Origin of the sequence: Streptomyces gossypii (assembly GCF_025165795.1) — a bacterium.
GTDB classification, from domain to species: domain Bacteria; phylum Actinomycetota; class Actinomycetes; order Streptomycetales; family Streptomycetaceae; genus Streptomyces; species Streptomyces gossypii.
In genome coordinates, this window is the sequence record NZ_JAJAGO010000015.1 from 113,685 (window position 1) to 139,708 (window position 26,024).

The 26,024-nt window shown below is 71.1% G+C and carries 26 protein-coding genes; 7 read left to right on the forward strand and 19 right to left on the reverse strand.

Going from position 1 to position 26,024, the window contains the following annotated elements; genetic code table 11:
• Positions 1-175: 175 nt before the first annotated feature.
• The 17 genes from LHJ74_RS27990 to LHJ74_RS28070 all read right to left on the reverse strand — a co-directional run bounded on the left by LHJ74_RS27990 (position 176) and on the right by LHJ74_RS28070 (position 19,134).
• On the reverse strand, positions 176-1,588 hold the full coding sequence (locus LHJ74_RS27990; protein ID WP_260220307.1) for an NAD(P)/FAD-dependent oxidoreductase: 1,413 nt from the start codon (positions 1,586-1,588) through the stop codon (positions 176-178).
• A gap of 393 nt (positions 1,589-1,981) precedes the next feature.
• Positions 1,982-2,977 (reverse strand): Ppx/GppA phosphatase family protein, encoded by a 996-nt coding sequence (locus LHJ74_RS27995; protein ID WP_260220308.1) that lies wholly within the window; start codon positions 2,975-2,977, stop codon positions 1,982-1,984.
• 86 nt (positions 2,978-3,063) lie between these two features.
• Positions 3,064-3,588 carry a DUF501 domain-containing protein gene (locus LHJ74_RS28000; protein ID WP_260220309.1) on the reverse strand — a complete coding sequence of 175 codons (525 nt, stop codon included), beginning with the start codon at positions 3,586-3,588 and terminating at the stop codon, positions 3,064-3,066.
• A gap of 80 nt (positions 3,589-3,668) precedes the next feature.
• On the reverse strand, positions 3,669-4,133 hold the full coding sequence (locus LHJ74_RS28005) for an FtsB family cell division protein (protein WP_260220312.1): 465 nt from the start codon (positions 4,131-4,133) through the stop codon (positions 3,669-3,671).
• Between the two features lie 167 nt (positions 4,134-4,300).
• A complete protein-coding gene (gene eno / locus LHJ74_RS28010) occupies positions 4,301-5,581 on the reverse strand; it encodes a phosphopyruvate hydratase (RefSeq protein ID WP_260220313.1) in 1,281 nt (426 codons plus the stop codon).
• Between the two features lie 249 nt (positions 5,582-5,830).
• Positions 5,831-6,835, reverse strand: coding sequence for a transglycosylase family protein (locus tag LHJ74_RS28015; protein ID WP_260220314.1), 1,005 nt, complete (start codon positions 6,833-6,835; stop codon positions 5,831-5,833).
• A 106-nt stretch (positions 6,836-6,941) separates the two neighbouring features.
• A complete protein-coding gene (locus LHJ74_RS28020) occupies positions 6,942-8,168 on the reverse strand; it encodes a cytochrome P450 family protein (protein ID WP_260220549.1) in 1,227 nt (408 codons plus the stop codon).
• Positions 8,169-8,258: 90 nt separating this feature from the next.
• Entirely contained in the window at positions 8,259-9,089 is an 831-nt protein-coding gene (locus tag LHJ74_RS28025) for a lysoplasmalogenase family protein (protein WP_260220315.1), read from the reverse strand.
• Positions 9,090-9,134: 45 nt separating this feature from the next.
• Positions 9,135-9,698, reverse strand: a complete 564-nt coding sequence (locus LHJ74_RS28030; protein WP_260220316.1) for a Uma2 family endonuclease — start codon at positions 9,696-9,698, stop codon at positions 9,135-9,137.
• 124 nt (positions 9,699-9,822) lie between these two features.
• A complete protein-coding gene (locus LHJ74_RS28035) occupies positions 9,823-12,102 on the reverse strand; it encodes a polysaccharide pyruvyl transferase family protein (RefSeq protein ID WP_260220317.1) in 2,280 nt (759 codons plus the stop codon).
• A complete protein-coding gene (locus LHJ74_RS28040) occupies positions 12,099-13,421 on the reverse strand; it encodes a hypothetical protein (protein WP_260220318.1) in 1,323 nt (440 codons plus the stop codon). The genes LHJ74_RS28035 and LHJ74_RS28040 overlap by 4 nt, the downstream gene beginning before the upstream one ends.
• Positions 13,422-13,609: 188 nt before the next feature.
• Positions 13,610-14,278 carry a hypothetical protein gene (locus LHJ74_RS28045; RefSeq protein WP_260220319.1) on the reverse strand — a complete coding sequence of 223 codons (669 nt, stop codon included), beginning with the start codon at positions 14,276-14,278 and terminating at the stop codon, positions 13,610-13,612.
• Between the two features lie 316 nt (positions 14,279-14,594).
• Entirely contained in the window at positions 14,595-15,314 is a 720-nt protein-coding gene (locus tag LHJ74_RS28050) for a lytic polysaccharide monooxygenase (protein ID WP_260220320.1), read from the reverse strand.
• 234 nt (positions 15,315-15,548) lie between these two features.
• Positions 15,549-16,559 (reverse strand): nucleoside triphosphate pyrophosphohydrolase, encoded by a 1,011-nt coding sequence (locus tag LHJ74_RS28055; RefSeq protein ID WP_260220550.1) that lies wholly within the window; start codon positions 16,557-16,559, stop codon positions 15,549-15,551.
• Between the two features lie 144 nt (positions 16,560-16,703).
• On the reverse strand, positions 16,704-17,372 hold the full coding sequence (locus tag LHJ74_RS28060; RefSeq protein ID WP_260220321.1) for a SurA N-terminal domain-containing protein: 669 nt from the start codon (positions 17,370-17,372) through the stop codon (positions 16,704-16,706).
• Positions 17,373-17,525: 153 nt separating this feature from the next.
• The gene (locus LHJ74_RS28065) at positions 17,526-18,203 is read right to left on the reverse strand and encodes an HNH endonuclease family protein (RefSeq protein ID WP_260220322.1); all 678 of its coding nucleotides are present in this window, start codon (positions 18,201-18,203) and stop codon (positions 17,526-17,528) included.
• Positions 18,204-18,318: 115 nt separating this feature from the next.
• A complete protein-coding gene (locus LHJ74_RS28070) occupies positions 18,319-19,134 on the reverse strand; it encodes a class I SAM-dependent methyltransferase (protein WP_260220323.1) in 816 nt (271 codons plus the stop codon).
• A gap of 74 nt (positions 19,135-19,208) precedes the next feature.
• Between LHJ74_RS28070 and LHJ74_RS28075 the strand changes: the two genes are divergently transcribed.
• The 7 genes from LHJ74_RS28075 (at position 19,209) to tgmC (ending at position 23,917) form a co-directional block, all read left to right on the forward strand.
• The gene (locus LHJ74_RS28075) at positions 19,209-19,928 is read left to right on the forward strand and encodes a GntR family transcriptional regulator (RefSeq protein WP_260220324.1); all 720 of its coding nucleotides are present in this window, start codon (positions 19,209-19,211) and stop codon (positions 19,926-19,928) included.
• Positions 19,929-20,128: 200 nt separating this feature from the next.
• Positions 20,129-20,494, forward strand: coding sequence for a DUF6415 family natural product biosynthesis protein (locus LHJ74_RS28080; RefSeq protein ID WP_260220325.1), 366 nt, complete (start codon positions 20,129-20,131; stop codon positions 20,492-20,494).
• Positions 20,491-20,946 (forward strand): DUF7848 domain-containing protein, encoded by a 456-nt coding sequence (locus tag LHJ74_RS28085; RefSeq protein WP_260220326.1) that lies wholly within the window; start codon positions 20,491-20,493, stop codon positions 20,944-20,946. The genes LHJ74_RS28080 and LHJ74_RS28085 overlap by 4 nt, the downstream gene beginning before the upstream one ends.
• On the forward strand, positions 20,933-21,454 hold the full coding sequence (locus LHJ74_RS28090) for an NUDIX domain-containing protein (RefSeq protein ID WP_260220327.1): 522 nt from the start codon (positions 20,933-20,935) through the stop codon (positions 21,452-21,454). The genes LHJ74_RS28085 and LHJ74_RS28090 overlap by 14 nt, the downstream gene beginning before the upstream one ends.
• Before the next feature lie 89 nt (positions 21,455-21,543).
• On the forward strand, positions 21,544-21,813 hold the full coding sequence (tgmA, locus tag LHJ74_RS28095) for a putative ATP-grasp-modified RiPP (protein ID WP_260220328.1): 270 nt from the start codon (positions 21,544-21,546) through the stop codon (positions 21,811-21,813).
• Positions 21,813-22,778 (forward strand): ATP-grasp ribosomal peptide maturase, encoded by a 966-nt coding sequence (gene tgmB / locus LHJ74_RS28100; protein WP_260220329.1) that lies wholly within the window; start codon positions 21,813-21,815, stop codon positions 22,776-22,778. The genes tgmA and tgmB overlap by 1 nt, the downstream gene beginning before the upstream one ends.
• The gene (tgmC, locus tag LHJ74_RS28105) at positions 22,775-23,917 is read left to right on the forward strand and encodes an ATP-grasp peptide maturase system methyltransferase (RefSeq protein ID WP_260220330.1); all 1,143 of its coding nucleotides are present in this window, start codon (positions 22,775-22,777) and stop codon (positions 23,915-23,917) included. Before tgmB ends, tgmC begins: the two co-directional genes overlap by 4 nt.
• A gap of 57 nt (positions 23,918-23,974) precedes the next feature.
• On the opposite strand, the gene LHJ74_RS28110 is transcribed toward tgmC, so the two are convergent.
• Positions 23,975-25,279 (reverse strand): serine/threonine-protein kinase, encoded by a 1,305-nt coding sequence (locus LHJ74_RS28110; protein WP_260220331.1) that lies wholly within the window; start codon positions 25,277-25,279, stop codon positions 23,975-23,977.
• Positions 25,276-25,986 carry a hypothetical protein gene (locus tag LHJ74_RS28115; protein ID WP_260220332.1) on the reverse strand — a complete coding sequence of 237 codons (711 nt, stop codon included), beginning with the start codon at positions 25,984-25,986 and terminating at the stop codon, positions 25,276-25,278. The genes LHJ74_RS28110 and LHJ74_RS28115 overlap by 4 nt, the downstream gene beginning before the upstream one ends.
• Positions 25,987-26,024 lie beyond the last annotated feature (38 nt).

Below are 26,024 nucleotides of genomic sequence, written 5' to 3' on the forward strand. Positions count from 1 at the left end.
GCCGGGGTGTGCCCGTGTGATGAGGGCGCGTCAGCCCGGTGGCGGGTTCGCCCGTACGGCGAGGAGGTGCGGGGGAGGTCGTCAGCAGCGGCCGTGCGGACACGCCGAAGGGGCGTGAGCACCACGGATGGCTCACGCCCCTTCGGCGTATCGGTGTACGAGGTGCAGCGGAGGGTCAGCTTGCCCTTGCCTTCTCTGCCCGCTGGGCTTCCCCGGCCTGCTGGGCCTTCTCCGCCCGCCGCCCCTCGGCGGTGGCGGCGGCCATGACGGGTCCGGCGGCCTCCGCGAACTCCTCGCGCGGCTTCTCCATCGCGCCGAGCGAGACGACCTCGCGCTTGAGGAACATGCCGAGCGTCCAGTCGGCGAAGACCCGGATCTTGCGGTTCCAGGTCGGTACGGCCATGCCGTGGTAGCCACGGTGCATGTACCAGGCGAGCCGCCCCTTGAGCTTGATCGTCATCTTGCCCATGACGATCATCGCGACGCCCTTGTGCAGCCCCAGCCCGGCGACCGCGCCCTTGTTCGCGTGCTTGTAGTCGCTCTGCGGGAAGCCGCGCATGCCGGAGATGACGTTGTCGCCGAGGGTCTTGGCCTGGCGCAGGGCGTGCTGGGCGTTCGGCGGGCACCACTTGCCCTCGCCCGCGGCGAGGTCCGGGATCTGGGCGTTGTCGCCCGCGGCCCAGACGTGGCCGACACCCTTTACCTGGAGCGTCGAGGTGGTGTCGACATGGCCGCGGGGGCCGAGCGGCAGACCGAAGCGGGCCAGCGCGGGGTTGGGCTTGACGCCCGCGGTCCACACGACGGTGTTGGAGTCCACCTCCAGCCCGTTCTTGAGCACCACGTGGCCGCTGACGCAGGAGTCCATCGAGGTCTTCAGGTAGACCTCGACGCCGCGCTTCTGGAGGTGTTCGAGCCCCCACTCGCCGAGCTTGGGGCCGACCTCCGGAAGGATCTTGTCGGCGGCGTCGACGAGCACGAAGCGCATGTCCTCGCGCTTGACGTTCGGGTAGTACTTGGCGGCGTCGCGCGCCATGTCCTCGATCTCGCCGATCGTCTCCGCCCCGGCGAAGCCGCCGCCGACGAAGACGAAGGTCAGCGCCCGGCGGCGGATGTCCTCGTTCGTCGTGGAGTCGGCCTTGTCGAGCTGCTCCAGGACGTGGTTGCGCAGGCCGATGGCCTCCTCGACGCCCTTCATCCCGATGCCGGTCTCGGCGAGGCCGGGGATGGGGAAGGTGCGGGAGACGGCTCCGAGCGCGACGACCAGATAGTCGAACGGAATCTCGTACGGCTCGCCGACCAGCGGTACGACGGTGGCGGCCCGGCGGTCCTGGTCGATCGTGGAGACGCGGCCGGTGAGGACCTCCGCCTTGGGGAGCACGCGCCGCAGCGGAACCACGACGTGGCGGGGGGAAATGGAACCAGCCGCTGCTTCGGGGAGGAAGGGCTGGTACGTCATGTACGAGCGCGGGTCGACGACGGTGACCGTCGCCTCGCCGTACCGCATCTTCTTCAGAATGCGGCGCGCCGCGTACAAGCCGACGTACCCGCCACCTACTACGAGGATTCGAGGACGCTCCGTGGTGCTCATGGAATCGAGTATCCAGCACTTGGGAGGGGGGTGCTCGTGAGGGTGTTCACAAGCACCTGCGGGTCTTCTGCTACACTGCCCGCCGCCTTGCCGCCGCATCCCTCCAGAGGGGCGGACCACCGCCTCCGGACGGGCGGAAGCACCGGCCTTGAGCTGCGCTTCTCGGTCGCCGCCCGGGTAGACCAGTCACCCGGCCGGCGGGTGGAGCCGTTGGCCTGTTCCGCGCCCCGGCAGACCGAATGGGGCGATCAGGGGCTCTTATCCGGCCCTTACATGCCTCTGCGGGGACCGACCGGGGACTATTTCTTGTGAAGGACTTCACAAACTTACTTCCGGCACGTGGTGCCAGGCAGCCCGGCACTCAGTGCCGGAGCGCTGCGGCGGCGTCATGGATCACTGCCCGGCGGCCAGCCGACCCGCGATCCCGTCCAGGATGTCGTGCTCGCTGACGATCACCTCGGGGGCCCCGGTGCGCTCCAGCACGGCCGACAGGATCAGCGCACCCGCCGTGATCACATCGACCCGGCCGGGGTGCATCACGGGAATCGCGGCGCGCTCCGCGTGCGTGGAGGCGAGCAGCCGCGCCGTGATCTCGCCGACCTGGCCTGCGCTCAGCCGCGAGTGGTGGGTGGCGACGCGGTCGTACGCGTCCAGCCCCAGCGCGATTCCGGCGACCGTGGTGACCGTACCGGCGAGACCGACCAGCGTGCGCGCCTCCGTGAGCGGTACCGTCCCGGCGACCTCATCCAGCGCGGCGTCGATGTCGCCCCGGACGGCGGCGGCCTGACTCCCGGTCACCGGATCGGCGAGCTGGTGGCGCTCGGTGAGCCGGACACAGCCGATGTCGACGGAACGGGCCGCCCGTACCCGTCCGTCGTCGGTGCCGAGCACGAACTCGGAGGAGCCGCCGCCGATGTCGACGACCAGATAGGGCGGCTCGTGCGCCGGGCCCCCGTCAGGCGCGCCCGCCGTACCCGCCCCTGCGGCCCCTGTGGCACCGGCGGCCCGGGTCAGCTCCAGGGTGGCCCCGGCGAAGGAATACGCCGCCTCCTCGTCGCCCGTGATCACCCCCGGTTCGACGCCGAGCAGATCGCGCACGCCGCGTACGAAGTCGTCCCGGTTCTCCGCGTCGCGGGAAGCGGACGTGGCGACGAAGCGCACCCGCTCCGCGCCCAGTTCTCGGATGACACCGGCGTAGTCGCGGCAGGCCTCGAACGTACGCTCCAGCGCCTCGGGCGCGAGACGGCCCGTGCGGTCGACGCCCTGTCCCAGACGGACGATCTTCATCCGACGGTCCAGCTCCCTGAGCTCCCCGGTGCGCGGGTCGACATCGGCGACCAGCAGCCGGATGGAGTTGGTGCCGCAGTCGACGGCGGCGACACGGGTCATGGCGTTCTCCTTGCACGGGCGGGCGGGGCAAGCGGCGCGGAACGGCGCCGGGTGGTGGGGTGGTGGGGTGGTGAGGGCGGCGGCTGTCAGTCGTCGCCGGACAGCGTCACGCAGGGCCCCTTGCGCCACCACGGGGGCAGCAGGGCCAGCGCCTCGTCGCCGAGCGGATTGACGCCCGGCCCGGCCACCAGCGCGTGCGCCACCAGCACATGCAGACACTTCACCCGGTCCGGCATGCCGCCCGCGCTGGGGAAGCCCACCAGCACCTCGATTGCGTCCCGGCGCGCGAGATAGTCCTCGTGCGCGGCCCGGTAGGCGGCGGCCAGCTCCTCGTCCTCCTGGAGCCGGGCCGTCATCTCCTTCATCACGCCGTCGGCCTCCAGCGTGCCGATCGCGGACGCGGCGCGCGGACAGGTCAGGTAGTACGTGGTGGGGAACGGCGTGCCGTCCTCCAGACGGGGCGCGGTCTCGACGACGTCCGGCTGTCCGCAGGGGCAGCGGTGCGCGATGGCGCGCAGCCCGCGCGGCGGGCGGCCGAGCTGCTGCTGGAAGGCGGCGATGTCGGCCTCGGTGGGCGGCGCGGGCGCGGTCGGCGGCGGCGGGTTTTCCATGGGAGCTTCCAGGTGGTGGGGCGGGGCGGGGCGGACGGGCGTGCAGGCGGGCGGGAGCGGCGGGCGGTCCGGGAAGTCGGTCAGTCGGCCTCGTCCACGCCGCTCCAGAGCTTCTCGTACCAGGGCCGGTCGGTGCCGCCGTGGTCCTGCGGCAGCCCCGACTCGGCGGTGCCGTCCGGCAGGATGTAGCTCGTCTCGCCGGGGCGTACGAAGTGCAGGTGGCGCCGGGCCTGCTGCTCGACGAACGCCTGGTCCTGCCAGCGTGCCTTCAGCTCGCGCAGATCGCGAACCTGCTCGCCGGTCTCCTGGACCTGGCGGCGCTCGTCCTCGATGTCCGCGCGCTGCGAGATGTACTGGCGCATCGGATAGGCGAGCGCCACCACCATCGAGCAGACGACGAGCGCGAGCAGTGCGGCTCTGCCGGTGAGGCGGCTGCGGCGCGGTGCGCGTACGCGGCGGCGGCTCTGCGCGCGGTAGACGCGTTCGGCGGTCTGGGAGCCGAGAGCTCTGAGTCTGGTCGCGGTCGAGAACCGGTCCGCGGGCACATTCCTCCCCTGTCCTCCGCCTCGCGAGTGTCCTCCGCCTCGCGAGCGCGTGCCGCGCGCTCAGGCGCGCTCCGGCGCGTCACGTACATACGTCCCCGCCACCGTACGGGAACGGTGGCGGGGACGTGGGGTCTGCCGTCAACGACAGACCCGGGCCGTGCAGAGTGTCAGCCCTTGAAGCGGGGGAACGCGGAACGGCCCGCGTACACCGCCGCGTCGTCCAGGATCTCCTCGATGCGCAGCAGCTGGTTGTACTTCGCGACGCGCTCCGAGCGGGCCGGGGCGCCGGCCTTGATCTGACCGCAGTTGGTGGCGACGGCAAGGTCGGCGATGGTGACGTCCTCGGTCTCGCCGGAGCGGTGGGACATCATGCACTTGAAGCCGCTGCGCTGGGCCAGCTCCACGGCGTCCAGCGTCTCGGTCAGCGAGCCGATCTGATTGACCTTCACCAGCAGGGCGTTTGCGGACTTCTCCTCGATGCCGCGGGCCAGCCGCTCGGGGTTGGTGACGAACAGGTCGTCGCCGACGAGCTGCACCTTGTCGCCCAGCTTCGCGGTGAGCCCGGCCCAGCCCTCCCAGTCGTCCTCGAAGAGCGGGTCCTCGATGGAGACCAGCGGGTAGGCGGCGACCAGCTCCTCGTAGTACGCCGTCATCTCGGCCGCCGAGCGCTTCTGGCCCTCGAAGCTGTAGGTGCCGTCCTTGTAGAACTCGGAGGCCGCGACGTCCAGGGCCAGGGCGATGTCCTGGCCGGGGGTGTAGCCCGCCTTCTTGACGGCCTCCAGGATGAGGTCGAGCGCCTCGCGGTTGGAGCCCAGGTCGGGGGCGAAGCCGCCCTCGTCGCCCAGGCCGGTGGCCAGGCCGCGCTCCTTGAGCACGCCCTTGAGCGAGTGGTAGACCTCGGCGCCCCAGCGGACGGCCTCGGAGAAGGACTCGGCGCCGATCGGCGCGATCATGAACTCCTGGATGTCCACGTTGGAGTCGGCGTGCGAGCCGCCGTTCAGGATGTTCATCATCGGGACGGGCAGCTGGTGCGCGTTCGGCCCGCCGAGGTAGCGGAAGAGCGGCAGGTCTGACGCCTCGGAGGCGGCGTGCGCGACGGCGAGGGAGACGCCGAGGATGGCGTTCGCACCGAGCGAGGACTTGTCCGCCGTGGCGTCCAGGTCGAACATCGCCTGGTCGATCAGGCGCTGCTCGGTCGCGTCGTAACCGACGAGCTCCGGGCCGATCTGCTCGATGACGGCGAGTACGGCCTTCTCGACACCCTTGCCGCCATAGCGGTTGGCGTCACCATCGCGGAGTTCGAGGGCCTCGAAAGCGCCGGTCGAGGCGCCGGACGGAACGGCAGCACGGCCGGTGCTGCCGTCGTCGAGGCCGACCTCGACCTCGACCGTGGGGTTGCCTCGCGAGTCGAGGATCTCGCGGGCTACGACGACGTCGATGGACGGCACGAAGTTCTCCTTCGGTGTATAGGACTGCTGCACCCGCAGCCTATCCGCCTGGCGGACGATCCGTTTGTTCCGCCGGTAAAGAAAACGCTCCGTTACGGAACCGATCCGTAACGGAGCGTTTACCCGGAAGGACCTGCCCCTGAGATGCCGGCGGGGAGCACGGGCGACCGCGAGATCAGCCCGCTCACCCGTCGTCAACGCCCGCCGTGGCGCCTTCCCCGCGTTCCGGCGCGGGCATCGAGAGTCATGTCACAGCGTGAGGCTCTGCCCCGGGAGGATCAGGTCCGGGTCGGAGCCCACCGTGTCGCGGTTGCCCTCGTACAGGGAGGTCCAGCCGCCGTCCAGGCCGAGGTCGGCGGCGATCGCGGAGAGCGAGTCACCGCTCTCCACCCGGTACTCGCCCGCGGGCTCGGGCTTGCCGTCCCTGCCGCTCTTTCCGTCCTTGCCGTGCGATCCGCGCGAGGCGCGGTCCGAACCGTCCCGCTGCCGGTCGTCCGGCGCACCGCGGTGCTTGCCGGTGCCCTCGCCCTCGGTACCGGCCTCCGCCTCGGGCGTGTCGGGCGTGTCGGCGCCGTCCGGGGACCTGTCCGATCCGTCCGTCCGCTGGGAGCCGTCGGACTCGCCGGACCCGTCTGACGCATCGGAGGAGTCGGATCCGCCGGTCTCCGACGGGCTCTCGGACGGCTTGTCCGACGGGCCCGCGGACTCGTCCCTGGACGGCCGCTCGGAGGGGCGCTCCGACGGCTGCTCCGCGGAAGGCCCGTCGGTATCCGGCGAAGTGTCCGTGTCGCTGGGCTCGGGAGCCGGTTCGCCGGAGGACGTCGGCTCGGGAGCGGGCTCCCCGGTGGCGTCGGGGTCGACGTCGGGCAGCTCCTCCACCACCTCGCCCAGCCCCGAGGTCACCGAGCAACTCGGCCAGGCGCTCGGCCCCTTGTCGGCGAGGATCTTCTCCGCGACGGCTATCTGCTGACTGCGGCTGGCCAGGTCGGGCCGCTCCGCGAAGTCCCGGCCGCCGTACTGCTCCCAGACGTCCTGGGTCAACTGGAGGCCGCCGTACTGGCCGTTCCCGGAGTTGGAGCTCCACAGACCGCCGCTCTCGCACTGGGCGACACGGTCCCAGGTGCTGCCGTCGTCCGCTTGTGCCGCGCCCGCTCCGAGCAGCGGCATGGCGATGCCTGCGCCCGTCACCCCCGCTGCGACGAAGAAGGCGGGAGCTTGACGGGGCCGTCGGTGACGGCCGTTCCCGGAGCGCATGTGGAGCCTCTCTTAAGACAACTGAAGTCCGACCGGTCGAAGACGCACCGGTCGAGCATCGAACGTAACGTCGGGCCACGGCAGTCACAAGCGAATGTCGCGAGCATCACGCAAAGGTCACGGGCAAAGTACGCAAACCACGCATGATCAGGCCACCGCGCCAGCGCAATTCTTCCGGCTCGGCAGCGAGTTGAAGACCGGGCAGCCGCTGGAAGACCGAGCCGATCGCAATCCTGCCCTCAAGTCGGGCCAACGGGGCGCCCAGACAGTAGTGGACCCCGTGTCCGAACCCCAGATGCTGGTTGTCGCTCCGGCCCAGGTCGAGGAGGTCCGGCGCGTCGAACTTGGCCGGGTCGCGGTTGGCCGCCGCCAGCACCACCAGCACCGGTTCCCCCGTCCCGATCCTCTGACCGCCCAACTCCAGTGGCTCCGTCGCGAATCGCCAGGTCGCCATCTCCACCGGCCCGTCGTAGCGCAGCATCTCCTCGATCGCCGTGTTCTGCCGCGCCTCGTCGCCGCATGCCACCGCGTCCTGCCAGCGTTCCCGCTGCTCCGGGTGGCGCAGCAGCGCGTAGGTGCCGTTGCCGATCAGATTCACCGTGGTCTCGAAGCCCGCGAAGAGGAGGATGAACGCCATGGCGGCGGCCTCGTTCTCGGTGAGGTGCTCGCCGTGGTCAGAGGCGCGGATCAGTCCCGAGATGAGGTCGTCGCCGGGGTCCTGGCGCTTACGGTGAATCAGCTCGGCCAGGTACGCCCGCATCTTCTTCACCGCACGCCCGACACCGCCGCGAGGGCCGCGGTCGTGCCGGATCATCATGCCCGCCCAGTCGCGGAAGTCGTCCTGGTCGCCGGGCGGCACTCCGAGCAGATCGCAGATCGCGTAGAGGGGCAGCGGGAAGGCGAGTTCGTGGATGAGGTCCGCCGCGCCACCGGGCCGGCCGGCGAGGATGCCGTCGATCAGCCCCTCGGTCAGCTCCCGCACCCGGGGCTCGAAGGCCGCCACCCGCCGGGGCGTGAACGCCTTCGACACCAGCCGCCGCAGCCGGGTGTGGTCCGGCGGGTCGATGTTGAGCAGATGCGTCATCAGGTTCGCGCTGCGCTCCCCCGGGATGCCCACCTTCCCCTTGCCGTGCGCGGCCTGCTCACTGTGGTGCCCGGGGTTCTTGCTCAGCCGCTGGTCGGCCAGCGCCTGCCGGGCATCCCCGTAACGGGTGACCAGCCACGCCTCGACCCCGCTGGGCAGTTCCGTCCGGCGTACGGGGGCGTGCTCGCGCAGCCAGGCGTACGCCGGGTACGGGTCGGCAGCGAATTCCCAGTCGAAGAAGGGGGGCATGGGCGGGGGCGTGGGGGTTTCGTCGTGCACGCCCCCGACCGTATACGGGCAGGTGAGCGGCGCGCGGCCGCCCGCGACGCGCGCGTCAGGTCAGGCGGTGCCGTTCCCGTCCCCGGCCCCCGCCGTACGCTCCAGCCAGCCGGTGACCAGGAGGTACTGGCCAAGCAGGTAGCCCGCCATGATCAGGACCTCCTGTGAGGGAAACTCGTGCCCGGCCGCCTGCGCGCCGATGAGCAGGTCGGAGGCGAGGAACGCCCCGGCGCCCACGGCCACCGTCCCGCCCACGGCCAGCGCGGTGGCGCCCATCGCGGCCAGGGCCAGGCTGTAGCCCGCCACCGGGAGGCGGAGCCGCCGCTCCAGGGCGGGGGCGAGGGCGGCGTTGACCGCGGCCCAGGCGGCGAGGCAGCCGACGCCCGCACGGCGGGCACGGCGGCGCGATCCCCTCGCCTCCTCAGAGCTGCCGGAGCTGCCAGAGCTGCCGGGGATGCCGGAGCCGTGGAGTTGGGCCAGGCCCGCCGTATAACTGAGCTGGGTGCCGAGGAACGCGGCCATCCCCAGCAGGAACGCGGGCTCCCGGTCGTCGAAGAGCAGCGCGGTGTCCCCCACGGTGGCGAACGCCAGCCCGGCGGCCAGCGGCGCCGGAACCAACGGCCGGTCTCCGTCCCGGGCACGCCCCTGTGCCGTGTCGGGGAGGGTCGGAGCCGGGGTCCAGCGGCCGGAAGCGGAGGTCGAGTAACGCGACGCGTAAACGGCCAGCGCGGGCATCAGGAACGGTTTCGCGGCCCGGAGCGGCCCGCGCGGGGCCCGTGCGGTGCCCAGCAGGTCGACAGCGGCGAGTGCACCGTACGCCGCCAGCGCGCCCCGGCCGCGCCCGTACGTCCGTACGGGCAGACCTCGCCTGCCGCGCCCCCTGATCACCATGCGGGGCATTCTGACCAGGCGGCCGTCCCCGGTCAACAGGTGCGGTCAGTCGCGCGGGAAGTCGTCCGTCTCCAACCGCAGCTCCATCCCGAGCGGCGACAGGTCGAGATCCTCACCGAACTTCACGGTCAGCTCGCTGTCGTACGCCTCGCCGTCGGGGCGGCCGAAGGCATGGCACTTCCCGGTGTAGGGATCGGCGATCAGATAGACCGGAATCCCGGCGAGGGCGTACGCCTTCCGCTTCCGGCCGTAGTCGTTGTCCCCGGTCTCGCGGGAGATCACCTCCAGCACGAACTCGACGTCCCGGTAGGTCCAGCGGTCCTCCACACCCTCGGCCTCGGCCGTGGCCGACAGCTTCAGCAGATCCGGGGCGAATCCGTTGCCCTCGCCCGGCAGCGCCAGCAGTACGTCCGACAGCGTGCTCGCACGACGGCCATAGCGCTCCTTCAGCTGGAGCAGGACCAGCTCGATAATCTTCCAGTGCGTCTTCCGCTGTGGCGACACGACCACGGCCCCCTCGACGATCTCGGCCTTGAAGCCCTCGGGGACTCGCATCCGATCAAGGAGCCACAGCTCCTCCTCCAGCCCGGATGTGTCAGCGTCAGCCATATCGATCCTGTCGGTCATCTCGACGGTCACGGTGCCGCTCCCCTCCCCGCCGCACTCTGTAGGCGCAGCCGCGTACGACAACGATACGAGTGACTGGTCGGTCACGGCCCGGCCTCGCCGGTTGTCAGGCGAAATGCTTCGTGAGTTCGGCGAGGTTGTCCTCGGTGACCCGCCACAGTTCCCGCTGGCGGGCGTGGACGTCAAAGACGGCGTTCGGGTGGCTCTCCAGGAGTGCCACGGCCCGTTCGGTCAGGAGCGCACCCAGCTCCCGGTCGTGCACCGAGACGCCCCATTCCGGGCGGCCGATGTCGTCGAGGAAGTAGGCAAGCTTGGGGTGCGAGATCAGGCTGAGCACCGGCGTGCCGCAGCCGAAAGGGATCATGGTCGCGTGGCCGCGCATCCCGATCACCAGCCGGGTACGGGCGTAGTGGTCCCGGATCTCGTCGTTGGAGAAGTCGTAGAGCGGGTCGACGGGCAGCGTGATGCCGTGCTCGCGGCGCATGTCGTGCACCAGGCGCTCGTCGGCGGGCATGTGTGCCGCGTACCGAACCTCCGCGTGGCCGCTCAGCTTCCGTACCGCTTCCGCGAGCTGGCCGAGGAAGTGACCGTAGTCGTGCCCGAAGCGCAGGCCCGCCCGGTCGTACGCGCAGTTGAGCAGTACGGTGTCGGCCCGCCGCTCCGGGTCCCGCCAGCCGGGGTCGAGCTGCCGGGCGACGGTGGTGGGGCACGGCTGCCAGCGCACCCGGTCCCGCAGCCCGGACGGCAGCAGTTCCCGTACGCGCCGCACCGAGCCGTGGTTGCGCAGGCCGAAGAAGGCCGACTGCTCCACCAGCGTCCGCAGGCTCTGGATGAACCGCGGGCGTCCGTACTCCTGCCCGTCGAACGCGTTGTAGCCGACCGCGAACACCGCCAGCGGCACGGTGATGCGGGCCAGCAGTTCGTCCGGCACGTTCCACTGCCAGGCGCTGTTGCCGTTCGGCCAGGTGTCCGGCAGGAACAGTCCGCCGCCGCCGATGATCACGCCGCGCCGGGCGTTCACCTGCTCCAGCGCCCGCTCGTCGAAGAGCCGGTGCACATGCACCGGGTGCCAGCGGCGCGGGCCGGTGTCGGAGTCCAGGCACATGCGTACGGCTTCGGGGAGCACCTTGTCGCCGGCGTTGTCCTGGCCGGTTGAGAAGAGCGCCACATGTGCGAACTGCTCGGCGGCGGGCGCCTGCTGCCCGGGCGCCTGCTGCCCGGACTCCGCAACGGGCGGCGGAAGGTGCAGGGAACGGCAACCCCCGTGGGTCGGCTCCGAGTCGAGCCCCTCACGGGCGTACGCACGCGCGCCCGCGTCGTCGCCGCGCAGCCAGGCCAGCCTGCCCAGCTGGCGGAACGCCCGTGCGGCCACGGTCGGTTCGGCGGTGGCCAGCAGCAGACGGGTCTCCGCCTCCTCATGGCGCGAGACGGCCAGCAACGCGGTCCCGAAGGTCTCGTGGAAGCGCGGCTGGTCGGCCTGCGCCCGGTCCGCGACCAGGGACAGCACCTCGACCGCCTCGTCGTAACGGCCCTTCTCCAGATACACACCCGCGATGTCGCGGGCCAGGTTGATGGAGGGTCCGGAGGTACGCAGCAGGGGCTCGACGCAGTGGAGGAAGTAGTCGGGGTGGCGGCGTACGCGCAGGGCGCAGTAGGCGCGGTGGAATGCCTCGTCGGTCAGGTCGAAGCGGCGCCACGCCTCCTGGGCCGGGCCGTATCCGGCGCGGGAAGCCGTCCAGGGGTGGTGGCCGTCCGCTTCGCCGAAGTTCAGGACGACGGCCGCGCCGGGCACGGGCGTGTCGTCGTAGAGGCGCCGCACCAGGAAGTCGAAGCGGGCGTCGAGCGGCCGGTGCGGCGCCTCGGTGGTGTCGGCGTCGCGCTGGAGGACGAGCAGGCCGTCCTCCCGTACGGCCCGCTCCCCGCCGTCCACCGGCTGGGGAACGGCGGCGGCGCCGTAGCGCAGCCGCACCAGTTCGCCGATGTCCCCGAGCACGACCATGCCGGTGGTGAAGGCGAGCACCGTGTCGTAGCCGGGACGGCCTTCACCGTCGCTGCCGTCGCCGTCCGCGCTGCCCTGGAAGGTCCGCAGGTACGCGCTCCGCGAAGCAGCGCGACGGGGCACGAGGCGCGGGTGCAGCCGCCGGGCGGCGTCCAGGTCCGCCTCGCTCAGCCCGTCGTGCAGGAGCAGGAAGTCCTCGCACAGCCAGGGGTTGGTCAGCGCCAGGCTGCGCAGCAGCGCCAGCAGACCGGGCAGCCGCTCCCGGTCGGTGTGGCAGGCGAGAGCGATGCGGCGCTTGTCGGCGGCGGCGCGCCCGCCCGTGCGTGCGGCGGCTGCGCGCGGTGCGGTCCCTGCGCGCGGCCCGGTCATGTCGGTGGGGTCAGTCATCTCAGTGAGGTCCGTACTCCGTCGGCGCTCGTTGCGTGAGCCGTGACCCATTCGCTCTCCTTCTCCCGGAGCCGACCGGGTGGCCCGTAGCCGATCAGATCGATGGCGGGACTGACGTCCAGGAAGTCCAGCAGCCGCGCCATCGTGAATCCGGTGGTCGGGCGGGCGCCCCAGCCGCTCTCGCCGATGAGTGCGGGATCGGCGATCGGGTGGCGCAGCGCCGCGTCGCCGGCGTAGTGCTGCGCACCGGGGACCAGTCGGCGCAGCGCGCCCCGCCAGTCGTCCGCCGACTCGGCGAACACCAGCCGGAGAGACACGGGTTCGTGCCAGCGGGGGGTGGTCCCGTCGGCGAGTGCGCCCACGGCGTGCACGTCCGTACGCATGCCGGTGCCGGGCTCGCCGGGCGCGCGGCTCGTACGGTACCTGTCGCAGCGGACCACCAGGTCGTAGGCGTCGACTGCCGCCGCCAGTGCCGAATCTCCCTCGGACGGTGCGATGTTGGCGACCACGCACACTCTGCGTCCGGCCACCAGGGCGCGCAGCCCACCGAGGCCGCACGGCTCGGTGCCGCCCAGCAGCGGATCCGCCATGCGGGGCTGGACGACGAGGCGGCAGTAGGTGGCGTACAGCCTCGCGAGCCGCCGTACCTCCGGGTCGCCGGCGCCGCGTTCGCGCATGCGGGCGCCGAGATGGGCGGTGAAGGCGGCCTTGATCTCGGTGGCGGGCTGCTGCTCGCCATGCACTGCCGCTGCGAAGGCGCGCGCGTGCGGGCAGCCGCTCTGCTCTTGCGGACCGCCCTGCTGCTGCGGACCGCCGCGCGGCTGCGGCCCGTCCGGCGGGAACAGCCCGGCGGCCTCGGTCAGGCAGGCACGCTTCTCCCGCAAGGTCCGCATATGCAGGGCGACTTCCTCGGCGGCGGGGCCCTGCGAGAGTCCGAGATAGCGCTCGTACGCCTCGGCCGCCTCGACCGGCCGCTCCAGCGCCTCCAGCGCGCGGGCCCGCAGCCGCCAGCCGCCCTTGGACTTGTCGCGCATCTCCAGCGCCGTGCCGGCGAGGCGCAGCGCGAGGTCCGCCTCGCGCGGGCCGCCCGCCCGCAGCGCGGCGTCCCCGGCGGGCAGCAGCGCGTCGAACGTACGGGTGGAGAGCAGCGTGCCGAGGGCTGCGGCGAGCCGCAGCCGTGCCGCGTCGGAGACTGCCGCACCGCGCCGGGCGGCGCCGGAAGTGTCGCCGGACGTGTCACCGAGCCCGGCCAGATAGCCGGAACAGGTCTCCACGCACGCGGCCAGCGGATCGCGTGACCGTCCCCGCCATATGCCCATCGGTACCCCGCACTCCCGGCAACAGAGTGCCGAACTGTGCCCGATGGTCGCCCGCCGCACGCAAAGCGCCGGCACACGGCGCGTGAACGCCGTGCGAACCCTTCACGCAGACGCGCCGGAGCGGGGTGCAGGAGCCCGGCGACCAGCCCTCACGGCCTGTCGCCCGGCTCCTGTGCTGCCCAAGTGTCCTACGGAGTCCAGACGATGGGCTTGTCCGAGTAGTCCTCATCGTCGTACTCGGCTCCGGCGACCGTCAGGCCAGGGCCTGCGCCCTGCAGACGGGAGCTCTTGTAGCTCGCGCCCTTCTTGGCGAACTCGTCGGGTGCCTGTCCCTCTTCACAGTCGGGGAGGCTGGCGCCGAAGACCACCGCGCCCGTGCTGCCGCCGCTCTCGCTGACTCCGGAGAGGTTGGGCGGGTAGGTCCCGCCGAGGTCGCTGCCGTCGGCGTTCTCGATGGTGTAACGGACGCAGTAAGGCGTGATGTCCGGGTTTGCCTTGTCGCCCATCGCCTTGTCGAAGGCGGCCTTGTCCAGCTTGTCCACACCGGTGACGGTGATGCTGATCGCACCCTTCGACCCGGCCTTGTCGTACGGGACGACCGCGGGCTCGCCGATCTTCAGCTTCGTGCCGGGCGGCGTCACCTCGACCTTGGCCGGCTTCGCCGCTGGCGAGCTCTCCTCCGGGGCCTCCTCGGGGCTGGATTCGGGCGCGGCCGAGTCCTCCGCGGGTGCCTCGGGCTTCGACTCCGAGGAGGAGTCGGAGGACGAGTCGGAGGAGTCGTCGTCACCGCCGCAACCTGTGAGTGCGAACGTGACGGCGCCGATTACCGACACCACTGCCATGCGTGTGCGCTTCACCGCTGTGCCTCTCTGATGCCGCACGAGGTCCCCCCTCGCCCGGGTGTTGGTCTACCGGTGACCACCTTGGCTCATATCGCAGCGGAGTCGCGTATCAGCCGGGATCCGATTCCCTGGCACTTCCGTAACAGTCGCTGTTTCTCGGCACACCCGTCACACCCGGCACACCGCGCACACCGCGCACGCTCGGCTTGCCCGGTCCCGGAAGCCGCGGGCGCACCTCCGCGCCCCGCCGCGGGGGAGTCTTCACCCGGGCGGGGCGCGGAGTGCGAGGTGCCGTGTGCCGTGTGCGAGGTGCGGTCAGCCGTGCCCGGGGTCAGGCCGGGGCGCAGGCGCCGAGGTCTTCCCAGACACCCCACTCACCGCTGCTGCCGGGCTCCTGGCCCTGCACCCACCACCTGGCGCGCCAGGTGTGATCTCCCCAGGTGACGGTGTCGCCGCCGTTGTAGACGCTGCCAGCGTCCCAGGCTGTCGCGGTGCAGTCGTCCGGGTCACCGGGCTCGCCGGGCCCGCCCGGGTCACCGCCGATGTTCACGTCGATGCAGGAGTAGAAGGCGTTGTCCGTGTCGGCGACGTTCCAGACGGCGAGCACCTTCTGCTTGCCGGTGAGGTTGCCGAAGTCGACCTGGTGGTTGACGGTCGCCGGGGGCTGCGCACCGCCGTCGTTGAACTCCGCCACCTTCTGTCCACCGACGAAGTACTGCCAGGTGCTGGTCGCGTGACGTGCCGTCAGTTTCCAGGTGAAGGTGGTCGAGCTGTCGACCGGGGTGGCCTTCCAGCCCTTGCTGTCGTCGTCGAGTTCGGCGAAGCGGGAGTTGCCGCCGCTGCAACTCTTCAGGCCCTTCGGCCCCTCGACGCTGTGGGGCTCGTACTTGATCTGGCCGCAGTCGACGGTGCCCGCGGCGCACTGAGCCTGGCGGCTCGGCGGCGAGTTCACGTAGCCGTGCGCGCTGGCCGTGCCGGTCGGCAGGGTCACGGCGAGGAGGGGTGCGATCCCCGCGCCGATCATGACAGCGAGCCTTCTTTTCGTGTTCATGCCAACTCCTTCGTTGTCGAGGCCGCCGCTGAGGGGGTGCGGATACCGGTACGGGTGCCGCCTGCACCCGTACCGCTTCACGGCCTCGTCGAGTGGGGTCAGTGGGGGGCTCGGAGACGCACGTGGCCAGTACTGAGGGCGAACTGGCGATCGAGGTCTTGGTCTAGACCTTATCGCTTGTCTGACCCCCGTCAAGAGGTAAGGCCCGGAGCCCTCAGCCCCGCTTGCTCCGCCTCAGCCCGCCTGCTTCTCCGCCGCGCGGATCGTGTCGCGGTAGGTGCGAGCCGCGGCCCGCAGTGCCGTCTCCGGGTCGATGCCGTCCTCCTCGGCCCGTACGGCGAGGGCAAGCAGCTCATATCCCGTACCGGCTCCCGCCGGGACCGTCACGTCCAGTCCCCCGCTACGCGCCCGGCCCGCCAGCTTCGCCGCCAGCGCCAGCGCGGGCTGCCCCAGCGGCACGCCCTCGGTCACCGAGGTACGCCCCTTCTCCACCGCCTTCGTACGGAGCCAGTGCGCCTTGACCTCCTCGGGGCTCTCAGCGGACTCGTCGCCGAAGACATGCGGATGCCGGTGGATCAGCTTCTCGACGATCGTCCCCGCGACGTCATCGATCGAGAACGGCTCCTCCGGATCGTCCTGGGCGATGCGGGCGTGGAAGACGACCTGGAGCAGCACGTCCCCCAGCTCCTCGCGCAGCGCCTCGCGGTCGCCCGCCTCGATGGCCTCGACGAGCTCGTACGCCTCCTCGATGCCGTACTTCACCAGATCCTCACTCGTCCGCACGCCGCTCCAGGGGCAGTCGGCACGGATGCGGTCCATCACCTGCACCAGGTCGAGCAGCCGGGCGCCGGGCAGGTCGTAGGAGCCGGGGAGCAGTTCCAGCTCCGGCATCTCCTCCCGGCCCGAACCCGCGAGCCGGGCCAGCCCGTCGGTCAACCGAGGCTCGCCCTCGGCAGCGGCGATGACCACGACGGTGCCGCCGTCCGCCATGCAGGCGTCCACGAGTTCGCGCGCACTGAAACCGGGGGCAGGACCGGATGCCGGACTGAACTCCCCGCCGGGCTCCGTGCCGGGCTCCGTGCCGGGCTCCGGTACCTCCACCTCCACACCCGCCTCCCGTACGTACGGGAGCAGCGGGTGCCCCTCGTCCGCGCAGACCACGCGGCCAGCCTCCCGCAGCGTCTGCCAGGCGGGCCAGGACAGCAGCCCGGGAGCGACCCGGTGGCTGGTGGTGAGCAGCACGATACGAGGCCGCGCGGCGGGCTCGGCCGGGCGCGCGGCGGGCTCGGAGAGTTCGGGATCACGGGAGGACCTGGGGGTCTCGGAAGGATGCGGCACCTTACGAAACTAACCCACTCGCGGCCGGTGACCAGCGCTCCGCCGGACCGGTCAGGCAGGCTGCTGCTCCTGCTGCGCCCTGTCCTTCCGCTCTCCGGTGACGTCCTTCAGCCACGGGGTCTCCGCGTTGACGAGCGTGGTCTCCTTCGCGCTCCACTTGCCGTAGCGCGGGTTGACGTCGATGCCCATCTGCTTCGCCGCCTCGGAGAGCTTGCCCGTCAGCTGCGCGTTCGCCTCCGGAGCCTGGAGGTTGATGCCCGACTCGGCCGCGATCTTCTGCACCGCCACCTCCAGCCACACCCAGTCGTCGATCTCCGAGGGGGCGACGGCCTGCTGCTGCAGCAGCATCGTCCGGAACTCCTTCGGGCCCCCGGCACGCTGCTCGAACTGCGACCGCACCTGCTGGATGTCGCGGCGGGTCACGGTGACGCCCGAGTCGTCCGCGACCTGCTTCACGATGCGGTGGCGGATCATGCTGTTCAGCGTGACGCGGGTGAGCTGGCCACTGCGCTTGATCAACTCATCGCCCTGCGGCTGCGCGCTCTGCGCGTCCCGCACCTCGCCGACCTTGGACTGGAGCTGCCCCAGCGTGATCCGGTCGTCACCCACGACGGCCGCCGCGCCGGGGCGGGCGTCATTGCCGCACGCGGTGAGGAGCGGGGCCACGACGACGAGCGCGGCGGCGGCAGAGACGGTGAGCGCGGACCTGCGGCGGTGCATGGGGCCTCCCGGGCGGCGGCGAGGGTCGTGCGACGTCGCATGACCTGACGATGATCGATGTTAGGCAGCAGAGAGTGGTCGTGACCACCGAATCGACAGGTATTCGCCCAACGATTCGGCCAACACAGCAGTCGCCCCGCAGAGCACAGACTCTCAGCCGTTGCTCCGGCAGCGCTCCAGCATGCTGCCCAGCGTCTTCTTCTCGGGCGCCGTGACGGACAGCTCGTAGTGGTCCTTCACCGTCACCCAGTTCTCAGCGTACGTGCACCAGTAGCTCTTCAGCGGCGGCTGCCACTCGTCCGGCGGGCGGTCCCCCTTGGACTGGTTCACGTTGTCGGTGACGGCGAAGAGCTGCGGCCGGTCCATGTCGTTCGCGAAGTCCTCCCGGCGGTCGTCCTCCCACTCCCGGGCGCCGCTGCGCCATGCCTCGGCCAGCGGGACCATGTGGTCGATGTCCACGTCGGCGGCCTCCCGCCACACCTCCCCGTCGAACGGACTGCGCCAACTGCCCGACACGGAACGGCAGCTGCCGTCCGTACGGACCTTTTCCCCGTCCCGCTTGAGCACGGCCTCGCGGGTGTTGCAGGCGCCCTCCTGGACGGACCAGTGCGGGAAGCGGTCCCGCGAGTAGCCGTCCATCGTCCCCGGCTCCCGTACATCGAGCGCGGCCAGCACCTTCTCGGCACCACCGCCTGCCCCAGCCTCCGCCCCGGCGGACGGCTTCCCCGCCCCGGCGTCGTCCGTACTCCCGTCCGTCCCGCCACTGCATCCCGCACTCAGCAGCAGAGCCCCCACCGCCAGCGCCGCCGCACGCCGTCTCTGGTCTCCCACCCGGTCCGCCCCTCATTCGATCCTCACCACCGCACCTCATCCTGACAGGCGCCGATTCGGGCCGGGCGCCACACGGCCTGGCGAGGCCGCCGATGACGGCTCGCGCCGCCAGCCGTCAGGCAGGGCGGCGGCCGACCGCGAGCAGGTGGGAGCTGGCTGCCAGCAGCTCGGGGTACGGCTCGGCCATCCGGGCCGCGGTCAGCGCGGAGTCGAACAGAGGCGTGCCCGTGACCGACTCCCCCGTGTGCCGTTCCGTTGCCTTGAGCATGGCCCACGTCGGGCCCTCGATCCCGAACACCTCGGCATCCTCGAAACCCGCGTCGGCGACCTCGCCCCGCAGTTCCTCGCCGCTGTGGAAGTATGCGGCGGTAAACGCCTTCTTCCCGTCGATGAACTGCGTCTCAAGGATGCTGCCGATGCTGTCGCGCACGCCGTCCTTGTGGAGGTGCGCGAATGCTGTGTGCTCGAACAGCGAGGCATAGCGGTTGATCCCAGCTGCGGCGAGCAGGCCGCCGGGCCTCAGCACGCGGTAGGCCTCGGCGAGCGCACTGCCGCGGTCGCCGCGCTCCAGCAGGTGATAAAGGGGGCCGAGGAGGAGCACCACGTCGCGGGACGCGTCAGCGGCGGACAGCTCCCGGGCGTCACCGAGCTCGACGGTGCAGCGCGGCAACTGCCGGGCCGCCTCCACGTGACGGGGCACCGGGTCGACCAGATGCACCGCGTAGCCGTCCCCGGCAAGCCACCGGGCATGGACGCCCGGTCCGCCCCCGACATCGAGGACGCTCGCGGGCACCGGCGGGAGGTACCGGCGCAGCAGCTCCTGCGTGCGAACCAGCTCCAACGCCCCGTCCGCCGAGGCCGTCAGCCGATCGGCTTCATTGACCGTGGCCGAATAGAAGGTCATCACCTCTGGTGCAAGCTCTGGTGCCATGACGCCATTTTCCCTGCCGCCCCCGGTCCAGTGAACCCGGCAGGCCAACAACATGACCGGTTAACCTGCCAGCTATGCCCAAATTGAAGTACGAGCAGATCGCCGATCACCTCCGCGCCCGCATCACGGAGGGCGATTTCGCTCCTGGTGACGTTGTGCCTTCCGGTCGCGACCTGTGCGAGCAGTTCGGTGTCTCCCGTGCGACCGTCATCAAGGCTATGGATGTCCTGCGCAACGACGGCGTTGTCGTCGCCAAACAGGGATCAGGTTTCACGGTGATCGAGACCCCCGTTGCTCGGCCTGCGGGTCGTCGCAAATCAGGATCACGGATCGCGGGCGGACGGCCTTACAAGCGGCTCGGCGCTCCGACGAGGGAAGTGCCGCCCCATCGCGTCCGTGACGCGCTGCAACTTCCGCCTGGTGAACGGGCTTTGCACCGTGCCCGGTTGGTGCTCGACGACGAGGGCTGCCCATTCAGCTTTGTGGTCGCGTGGTTCCCGTTGGACATCGCGGATGCGTGTCCACGCCTGTCGCAGAAGGGCCCGATCGCGGAGGGCACTACCAACTACGTCGCACGCACTACGAATCGCTCTCCGGTACGCGGAACGGACGTGGCACAGGTGCGTCTGGCCACCGAGGCCGAGGCTGTCCAACTTGGCCTGTCTCTCCCGGCTGCGGTCGCCGTCGACAGGCACACCGCGTACGACGTGGCCGGATGCCCGCTCGTCTGCGAAGAGGGTGTCACCTCCGGTGAGTTGTGGGAGCACTCGGAGAGCTACTCGATGGGGTCGTGATAACCCGCCCCGACTTGACTGGACCGGTGGACCGGTCCAATCTGTGTGTGAGGTCACCGTCACTCACAGACTGGACAGCGCATGACCGATACATGGGCACCGCCCACCAGGCTGAACATCCGCGTCCAACCTGCCTGCACGGCATGGGATGCCGTCCGTGCACTGGAGCACCGGAGGGACCGGACGCAGAAGGCTGAGCGGTGAGCACTGCGCAGCCCCGAGCGGGCGGCGGCGTTCCGCCGGACGCAGAGCGCGTCCGTGCTCTCATTCAGCGCGCGTTGCACCCCCGGGCCATGCCCGACGGGGCCGAGGTGGCCGAACTGAAGCGGGAGTTGTGCAGTTTCGTCCGGACGTTGCTTCCGGAGGCGGAGGCGGCGGTCGACAAGCTCTGGTACGGCTCGCTGATCTGGTTTCAGCGCTGCGGTCGGCTCAAGCTCGTGCGTGAGCTACAGGAGCAGGGCCCCGACGTGCAGTTGCTGACGCCGCATGTATATGTGCGGCATCTGGCTCGTGACTGCCGCGTGCTGCTGGAGTATCTGGGCCTCAACGAGGACCAGGCGCGGTGACCCGCCCCCAGCGGGCTGGGCGGGTGGTCACCGCGCAGACGGTGCGGGTCGGGGACACGGTGCATGTGCGGGGTGCGTACCGGACGGTGCGGAACCTGCGGGCACTGGCCGGGGGTGACCGACTGCTGGTATTCGACGGCGGGATCACCTACCGGCTGCTGAGCTGGGTTCCCCTGAACGCTGCCAGGCCACAGCCCGAGCCGGTGACCGCCCCGGTGCGGGGGTGGTGCGTTGAGCCCGACACCCGTCCCGACGCAGAGCCGGTCACCCACGCCATGCAGTGCACCACCTGCGCGAAGGCGTCCGCAGGGTTCGAGGACCCGGAAGGCGCCCGGCGCTGGGCCGGCGAACACACCGGCCGCCTCCCCACCCACCGCAGCTACCGGCAGCTCACGCGCCGCCCCTGGCACACCACCCCCGCCCCACAGGAGACGCACCATGGCCCACGCTGACGTCGACCCCGCCGAACCGCCCCGCCGCCGCGTCGGGGCCGTCGTCCTGGTCCGCGACCCTGCCGGGGCCGTGCTGATGGTCAAACCCCGCTATAAGCGAGGCTGGATCCTTCCCGGTGGCGGAGCACACGAGGGCGAACCGATCACACACGCTGCCGCACGGGAGCTGTGCGAGGAGACAGGGCTCGTGCTCCCGCTCACGCACCTCATCGCACTCGACCAAGTTCCCGCCAGCGAGGACGGCACCTCCGCCGAAGGCATCAACGTCGTGATCGACGGCGGCATCCTCACCGCCGCCCAAGCCGCCGACGTCACCGTTCCCACAGCTGCCGCACACGAACTGGCCGCCACCGCATGGGTACCGCTGCAGCACCTCGCCGCGCACACCGAGCCGTACCAGGAGCGCCGCATCCGCGCCGCCGTGCACGCCACCGATCACGGCAACGAACTCCCACTCCTCCTCCTCGGCGAGCGGACCGACCGGGCTCGCCCCAAGTCTCCGGAATGAGAACTCTCATGGCATGGGATCACGCAACTCGGCTTGCTGACCGAGTTGTTGCAACTGTCGGCACCAACATGAATGGAGGCGCAGCACACATGACGCAGACACCCGCACCTTGGGGCACGGGCAGGATGGAGCCGTACGCGGCCACTGTCACGGCCCCGCAGTTCACGCCCGTGATCGACCCCGAAACGCAGATCGCCGTGATCGTGGACGAGCACGGGCACACGGTCGAGATGGGTGGCCACGGCACGAGCACCACCGGTCTGACCCCGACGACCACTACCCCGGGCGATGGCTCCGGGCCAGGGGGCGCGACCGACGCCGCCAGCACTGAGTCCTACGACCAGGACCAGTCCGGCTGATGGACGACCGACGCGGGTCGGTGCTGGTACTGACCAACAGCTATGACGTGACCTCGGACTTGGTGCTGCGGGCGCTCGCTGCGCGAGGCATTCCGGTGGTGCGTCTCGACCCCGGCGTCGACCCGCACGAGGGTGCCTCGCTGTCCGCCGTGTACGGCACCGCCGGACAGCGGGGCACCCTGCGCACCCGAAGCCGAGCCCTCGATCTCACGCGGGTGCGATCCGTCTGGGTCCGCAGGCCCTCGCCGTACGGGGGTCCTCCCGGACTGGACGAGCAGGACCGCAGGTTCGCCGCAGAGCAGTGCTTCTGGGGCACCGGGGGAATCCTCGCGTCCCTCCCAGGAGCCCACTACGTCAACCATCCGTGGCACAACCGCGCGGCAGAGCACAAGCCCGCTCAGCTTGCGGCCGCGCAACGAAGCGGGTTCCTCGTGCCCCACACGCTGATCACCAATGACGTACACGAGGCCCGGGACTTCGCGGCGCGTGAGCCCGGCGGAGTGGTCTACAAGCCCGTGTGGAACACCCCCTACCGTGTGGACAACAAGCCACACAGCGTGTGGGTGCGCGAGGTGCACGGGCATGACATCACAAGTGCCGTGGCCGTGTGCCCGCACGTGTTCCAAGCCAAGGTGGACAAGGCGTTCGACGTGCGGGTGACCGCCGTTGACCACCGGTTGTTCGGGGCCCGAATCGACAGCCCCGATCTCGACTGGCGCTACCGGCAGGACCTCATGCGATGCACCCCCATCGCAGTCCCGGAAGCGATCGCACGCTCCGTCGCTGCCTACCTCGCTGGTTTCCGCCTGGTGTACGGCGCGTTCGACTTTGCCGTGACCACCGATGACGCCTGGTACTTCCTGGAGTGCAACCCCAACGGACAGTGGGCACGGCAGCCGGCCGGGATCACCGACGCAGTCGCCCGTGCCATCGCTGACCAGCTACAGAAAGGCTCCGACACGTGAGCACATCTGCTCAGTTGCGCGCCGCCCTGGCGGACGCGCTCACCGAGGACGGCACCCTCACGGACCCGGCGTGGCGCGGCGCCGCCGAGACAGTCCCCCGGGAGCTGTTCGCGGGGTCCTACTTCGAGCAGGTTCCGGGCAGTGTCCCGACCCGCTACCGGCCCGTGCGCCAGGGCGATACCGGATGGCTTCGAGGCATCTACACCGATCAGACGCTCATCACCCAGCTCGACGGCCGCATCAGGCCCGATGATTGTGCGGACGGCAGCGTCGCGGGCTCTCCGTCGTCGTCTTCCACCTTGCCGTCGCTGGTGCTGCGCATGTGGCACCAGCTCGACGTCCAGCCGGGGCAGCGCGTGTTGGAGATCGGAACCGGAACCGGATACTCGGCCGCCCTCGGCGCGCACCGTCTCGGGGACGGCAACCTCACCAGCATCGAGTACGACCCGGTGGTCGGCGGAGCCGCCGCCTCCGCCATCAAGGCCACCGGATACGGCCCCCGGCTGATCATCGGGGACGGTCTGCGGGGAGACCCGGAGGGAGGGCCGTACGACCGCCTGATCGCGACCTGTTCGGTCCGCCACATCCCCATGCCATGGCTGCACCAGATGAAGCCGGGCGGAAAGATCCTGGTCACCCTCTCGGGGTGGAGCTACGCATCCGGGTTGGCGCTGTTGACCGTGACCGGTCCCGGCGCCGCCACCGGCCGGTTCCTGCCCGGGTACACCAGTTTCATGATCGCCCGGCCGCATGACCGCCCGCCTCGCCCGACGCTCGCCCTGATGCCCGGTGACGAGCGCCCGAGCCGGATCGACCCGGCCCTCATCGGGACATGGACCGGAAGTTGGGTGGCTCAGCTCGCCGCGCCCTCGGCCGAGCGGATGGGAGCGGGCGCGGAACAGATCCTCTGGGACGTTTCCACCGGTTCGCAGGCACGGACGGCATCCGGGCCCGATGAGGGCTGGACGGTCGTACAGCGCGGGCCAGCGCGGCTGTGGGACCAGGTCGAACGGGCGGTCCAACGCTGGCAGGCGGCCGGCGAACCGCACCAAGAAAGTTTCGGCATCACGGTCTCGGCTGCCGGACAGCGCGTGTGGATCGGCACCGAGGACGGTCCGGGCTGGGATCTGCCGATCTGAAGGCAGGCCGGGCGGTCGTGAGGCGGTCGGGCGCCCATGGCCACCCCGTCCGGCAGCTCATCCGGACAGGTGCCGGAGGCACAGGGACTCGTCCTGGCGCAGTTGCGTCACCACCGGGTCGTAGGGGCCGCGTTCGGCCGTGAGGTCCTGGATGAGGCGGCGGATCTCCGGGAGGGCGCGGGCGTACTGGGCGGTGTCGACGAGGGTCGCGGCGAACTGCTTGCGCAGCGTACGGACCACCGGGGACGGGTCGCCGTGCTCGGCGACGGCGGCCGGAAGCGCCCGCCCGAGCAGGTCGGCGACCTGGGTGTAGCGCCCGGCGGCGAGCAGGCCGCGCACCTCCTCCAGGGTGCCGGGCAGATCGATCACGGGCGGCGGGCCGAAGCCGGAGGCCGTCACCGGCGGTGGGGCCACGCCGCGCGGCACCGGCCAGGGTGCCATGGGCTCGCGGAACGGCCGGGTCGGGTCCGTGGGGAGCGACGGCTGCGAGTGCGCCTGGTCGTACGGGCGCGGCAGCAGCGGGGCCAGGAGCGAGTACACCTCGTAGGCGTCGGCGGGACGGGCTGTGGGCTCCTTGTCCAGCAGCCGTGCGACCAGCGTGGCCAGCGCCTCGGGCACCTCGGGGCTGATGTGCCGCACGGGCACCGGAAGCTCGTGCAGCTTCTTGTAGAGCAGGCCCGAAGCCTCCGGGGCCTCGAACGGGAGCCGCCCGGTGAGGAGTTCGTAGAGCAGCACCCCCAGCGCGTAGAGATCGGCGGCGGGACCGACCGGGGAGTCGCCGATCGCCTGTTCGGGCGCCATGTAGACCGGGGTGCCGATCAGGGCGCCGGTGCGGGTGAGGCGGGTGGTGTCGCCGACGGAGGCGACCGCCGCGATGCCCAGGTCGAGGATGATCACCCTGCCGTCGGGACGGACGATCGCGTTCCCCGGCTTGAGGTCACGGTGGATCACCGGCACCGCGTGCACGGCGACCAGTGCGGCGCACATCTGGGCGGCGACGGCCGCCGACCACTGCCACGGGTAGTGCTCGTGCTCGGCGAGATGGTCGCCCAGGTCGCTGCCCTCCACCCGCTGCATGACCAGGAAGAGTTCGTCGTCGTCGCGTCCCGCGTCGTAGACGGTGACCAGGCCGGGGTGGTCGATACGGGCCGTGACCTGGCACTCCCGCTCGAAGCGGCGGCGCAGCTCCTCCAGATCGGCCGTGCCGGAGAGCGACGCCATCTGCCCGGAGTGCATCAGCTTGACGGCGATGTGCCGCCCGCCGAGGCCGAGGTCGCGTCCGCCCCACACCTGGCCCATGGCGCCCTTGCCCAGCGGTTCGGTCAGCTCGTACCGGCCGGCGATCAGACGGCCGCCGGTCAACGGGGGTCACCGCGCTTGCGCAGCAGCTCGTCCAGTTCGTCGAGTTCGGAGGCGACTTGGCGCATCCGGGTCGAGGCGTGCGGGGCGGGCGACGCGGGGGCGGCGGGCGGCTGCGGTGCAGGGGCTTGGGCCTGCGGCTGCGGCTGCGGCTGCGGCTGCGGGTAGCCGTATGAGGGCGCCGGGGACTGCGGGTAGCCGTACGACGGGGCGCCGGTCCCGTAGGCCGTGGGCGGATATCCGTAGGACAACACCTGGGTCTCGCCCAGGGCGCCCGGCGGAGGGCCGCCCGGCAGGTGGCCGCCCGGCACTGGACCGCCCGGCGCAGCAGCCATGAAGCCCCGCATCCCGGGTTCGCGCAGGAAGCGGTCGGCGAGGATCGCGTGCACCGCCGCTCCGATGATGAAGAAGACGACGTACACCCCGGCCCAGAACGAGGCCATGCCCTCCCCCTTCGGGTCCTCCTCGACGGTGATGAGCAGCGTCACATAGACCGCCGTCAGCAGCACCAGCACCACGAGCACGCCCCAGTCGGCCGCCCGGCGGCGCAGCAGCGCGAAGCGGAGGGAGGGCACCCAGGCGAGCAGGCCGAGCGACCAGACCGGAAAGCTGGCGTAGAGCAGCCGGAGCGCCATCCCCTTGGCGCCGGGCCGCCCGGAGCGGCGGGGTGCGGGCAGGGGTGGCGGAGGAGTGGCGGCCGGGCCGTACATGGAATCTCCATGCTGCTGAGGAGACGGACGTGGGCGTG

Coding starts and splice junctions, on each gene's coding strand:
- LHJ74_RS28040 (WP_260220318.1), bottom strand. CDS start 13,421: ATGGGCATATGGCGGGGACGGTCACGCGATCCGCTGGCCGCGTGCGTG.
- LHJ74_RS28075 (WP_260220324.1), top strand. CDS start 19,209: ATGCCCAAATTGAAGTACGAGCAGATCGCCGATCACCTCCGCGCCCGC.
- LHJ74_RS28070 (WP_260220323.1), bottom strand. CDS start 19,134: ATGGCACCAGAGCTTGCACCAGAGGTGATGACCTTCTATTCGGCCACG.
- LHJ74_RS28090 (WP_260220327.1), top strand. CDS start 20,933: ATGGCCCACGCTGACGTCGACCCCGCCGAACCGCCCCGCCGCCGCGTC.
- LHJ74_RS28000 (WP_260220309.1), bottom strand. CDS start 3,588: ATGGAAAACCCGCCGCCGCCGACCGCGCCCGCGCCGCCCACCGAGGCC.
- LHJ74_RS28015 (WP_260220314.1), bottom strand. CDS start 6,835: ATGCGCTCCGGGAACGGCCGTCACCGACGGCCCCGTCAAGCTCCCGCC.
- LHJ74_RS27990 (WP_260220307.1), bottom strand. CDS start 1,588: ATGAGCACCACGGAGCGTCCTCGAATCCTCGTAGTAGGTGGCGGGTAC.
- LHJ74_RS27995 (WP_260220308.1), bottom strand. CDS start 2,977: ATGACCCGTGTCGCCGCCGTCGACTGCGGCACCAACTCCATCCGGCTG.
- LHJ74_RS28030 (WP_260220316.1), bottom strand. CDS start 9,698: ATGGCTGACGCTGACACATCCGGGCTGGAGGAGGAGCTGTGGCTCCTT.
- LHJ74_RS28035 (WP_260220317.1), bottom strand. CDS start 12,102: ATGACTGACCCCACCGACATGACCGGGCCGCGCGCAGGGACCGCACCG.
- LHJ74_RS28060 (WP_260220321.1), bottom strand. CDS start 17,372: ATGCACCGCCGCAGGTCCGCGCTCACCGTCTCTGCCGCCGCCGCGCTC.
- LHJ74_RS28020 (WP_260220549.1), bottom strand. CDS start 8,168: ATGCCCCCCTTCTTCGACTGGGAATTCGCTGCCGACCCGTACCCGGCG.
- LHJ74_RS28025 (WP_260220315.1), bottom strand. CDS start 9,089: ATGGTGATCAGGGGGCGCGGCAGGCGAGGTCTGCCCGTACGGACGTAC.
- LHJ74_RS28115 (WP_260220332.1), bottom strand. CDS start 25,986: ATGTACGGCCCGGCCGCCACTCCTCCGCCACCCCTGCCCGCACCCCGC.
- tgmB (WP_260220329.1), top strand. CDS start 21,813: ATGGACGACCGACGCGGGTCGGTGCTGGTACTGACCAACAGCTATGAC.
- tgmA (WP_260220328.1), top strand. CDS start 21,544: ATGACGCAGACACCCGCACCTTGGGGCACGGGCAGGATGGAGCCGTAC.
- LHJ74_RS28050 (WP_260220320.1), bottom strand. CDS start 15,314: ATGAACACGAAAAGAAGGCTCGCTGTCATGATCGGCGCGGGGATCGCA.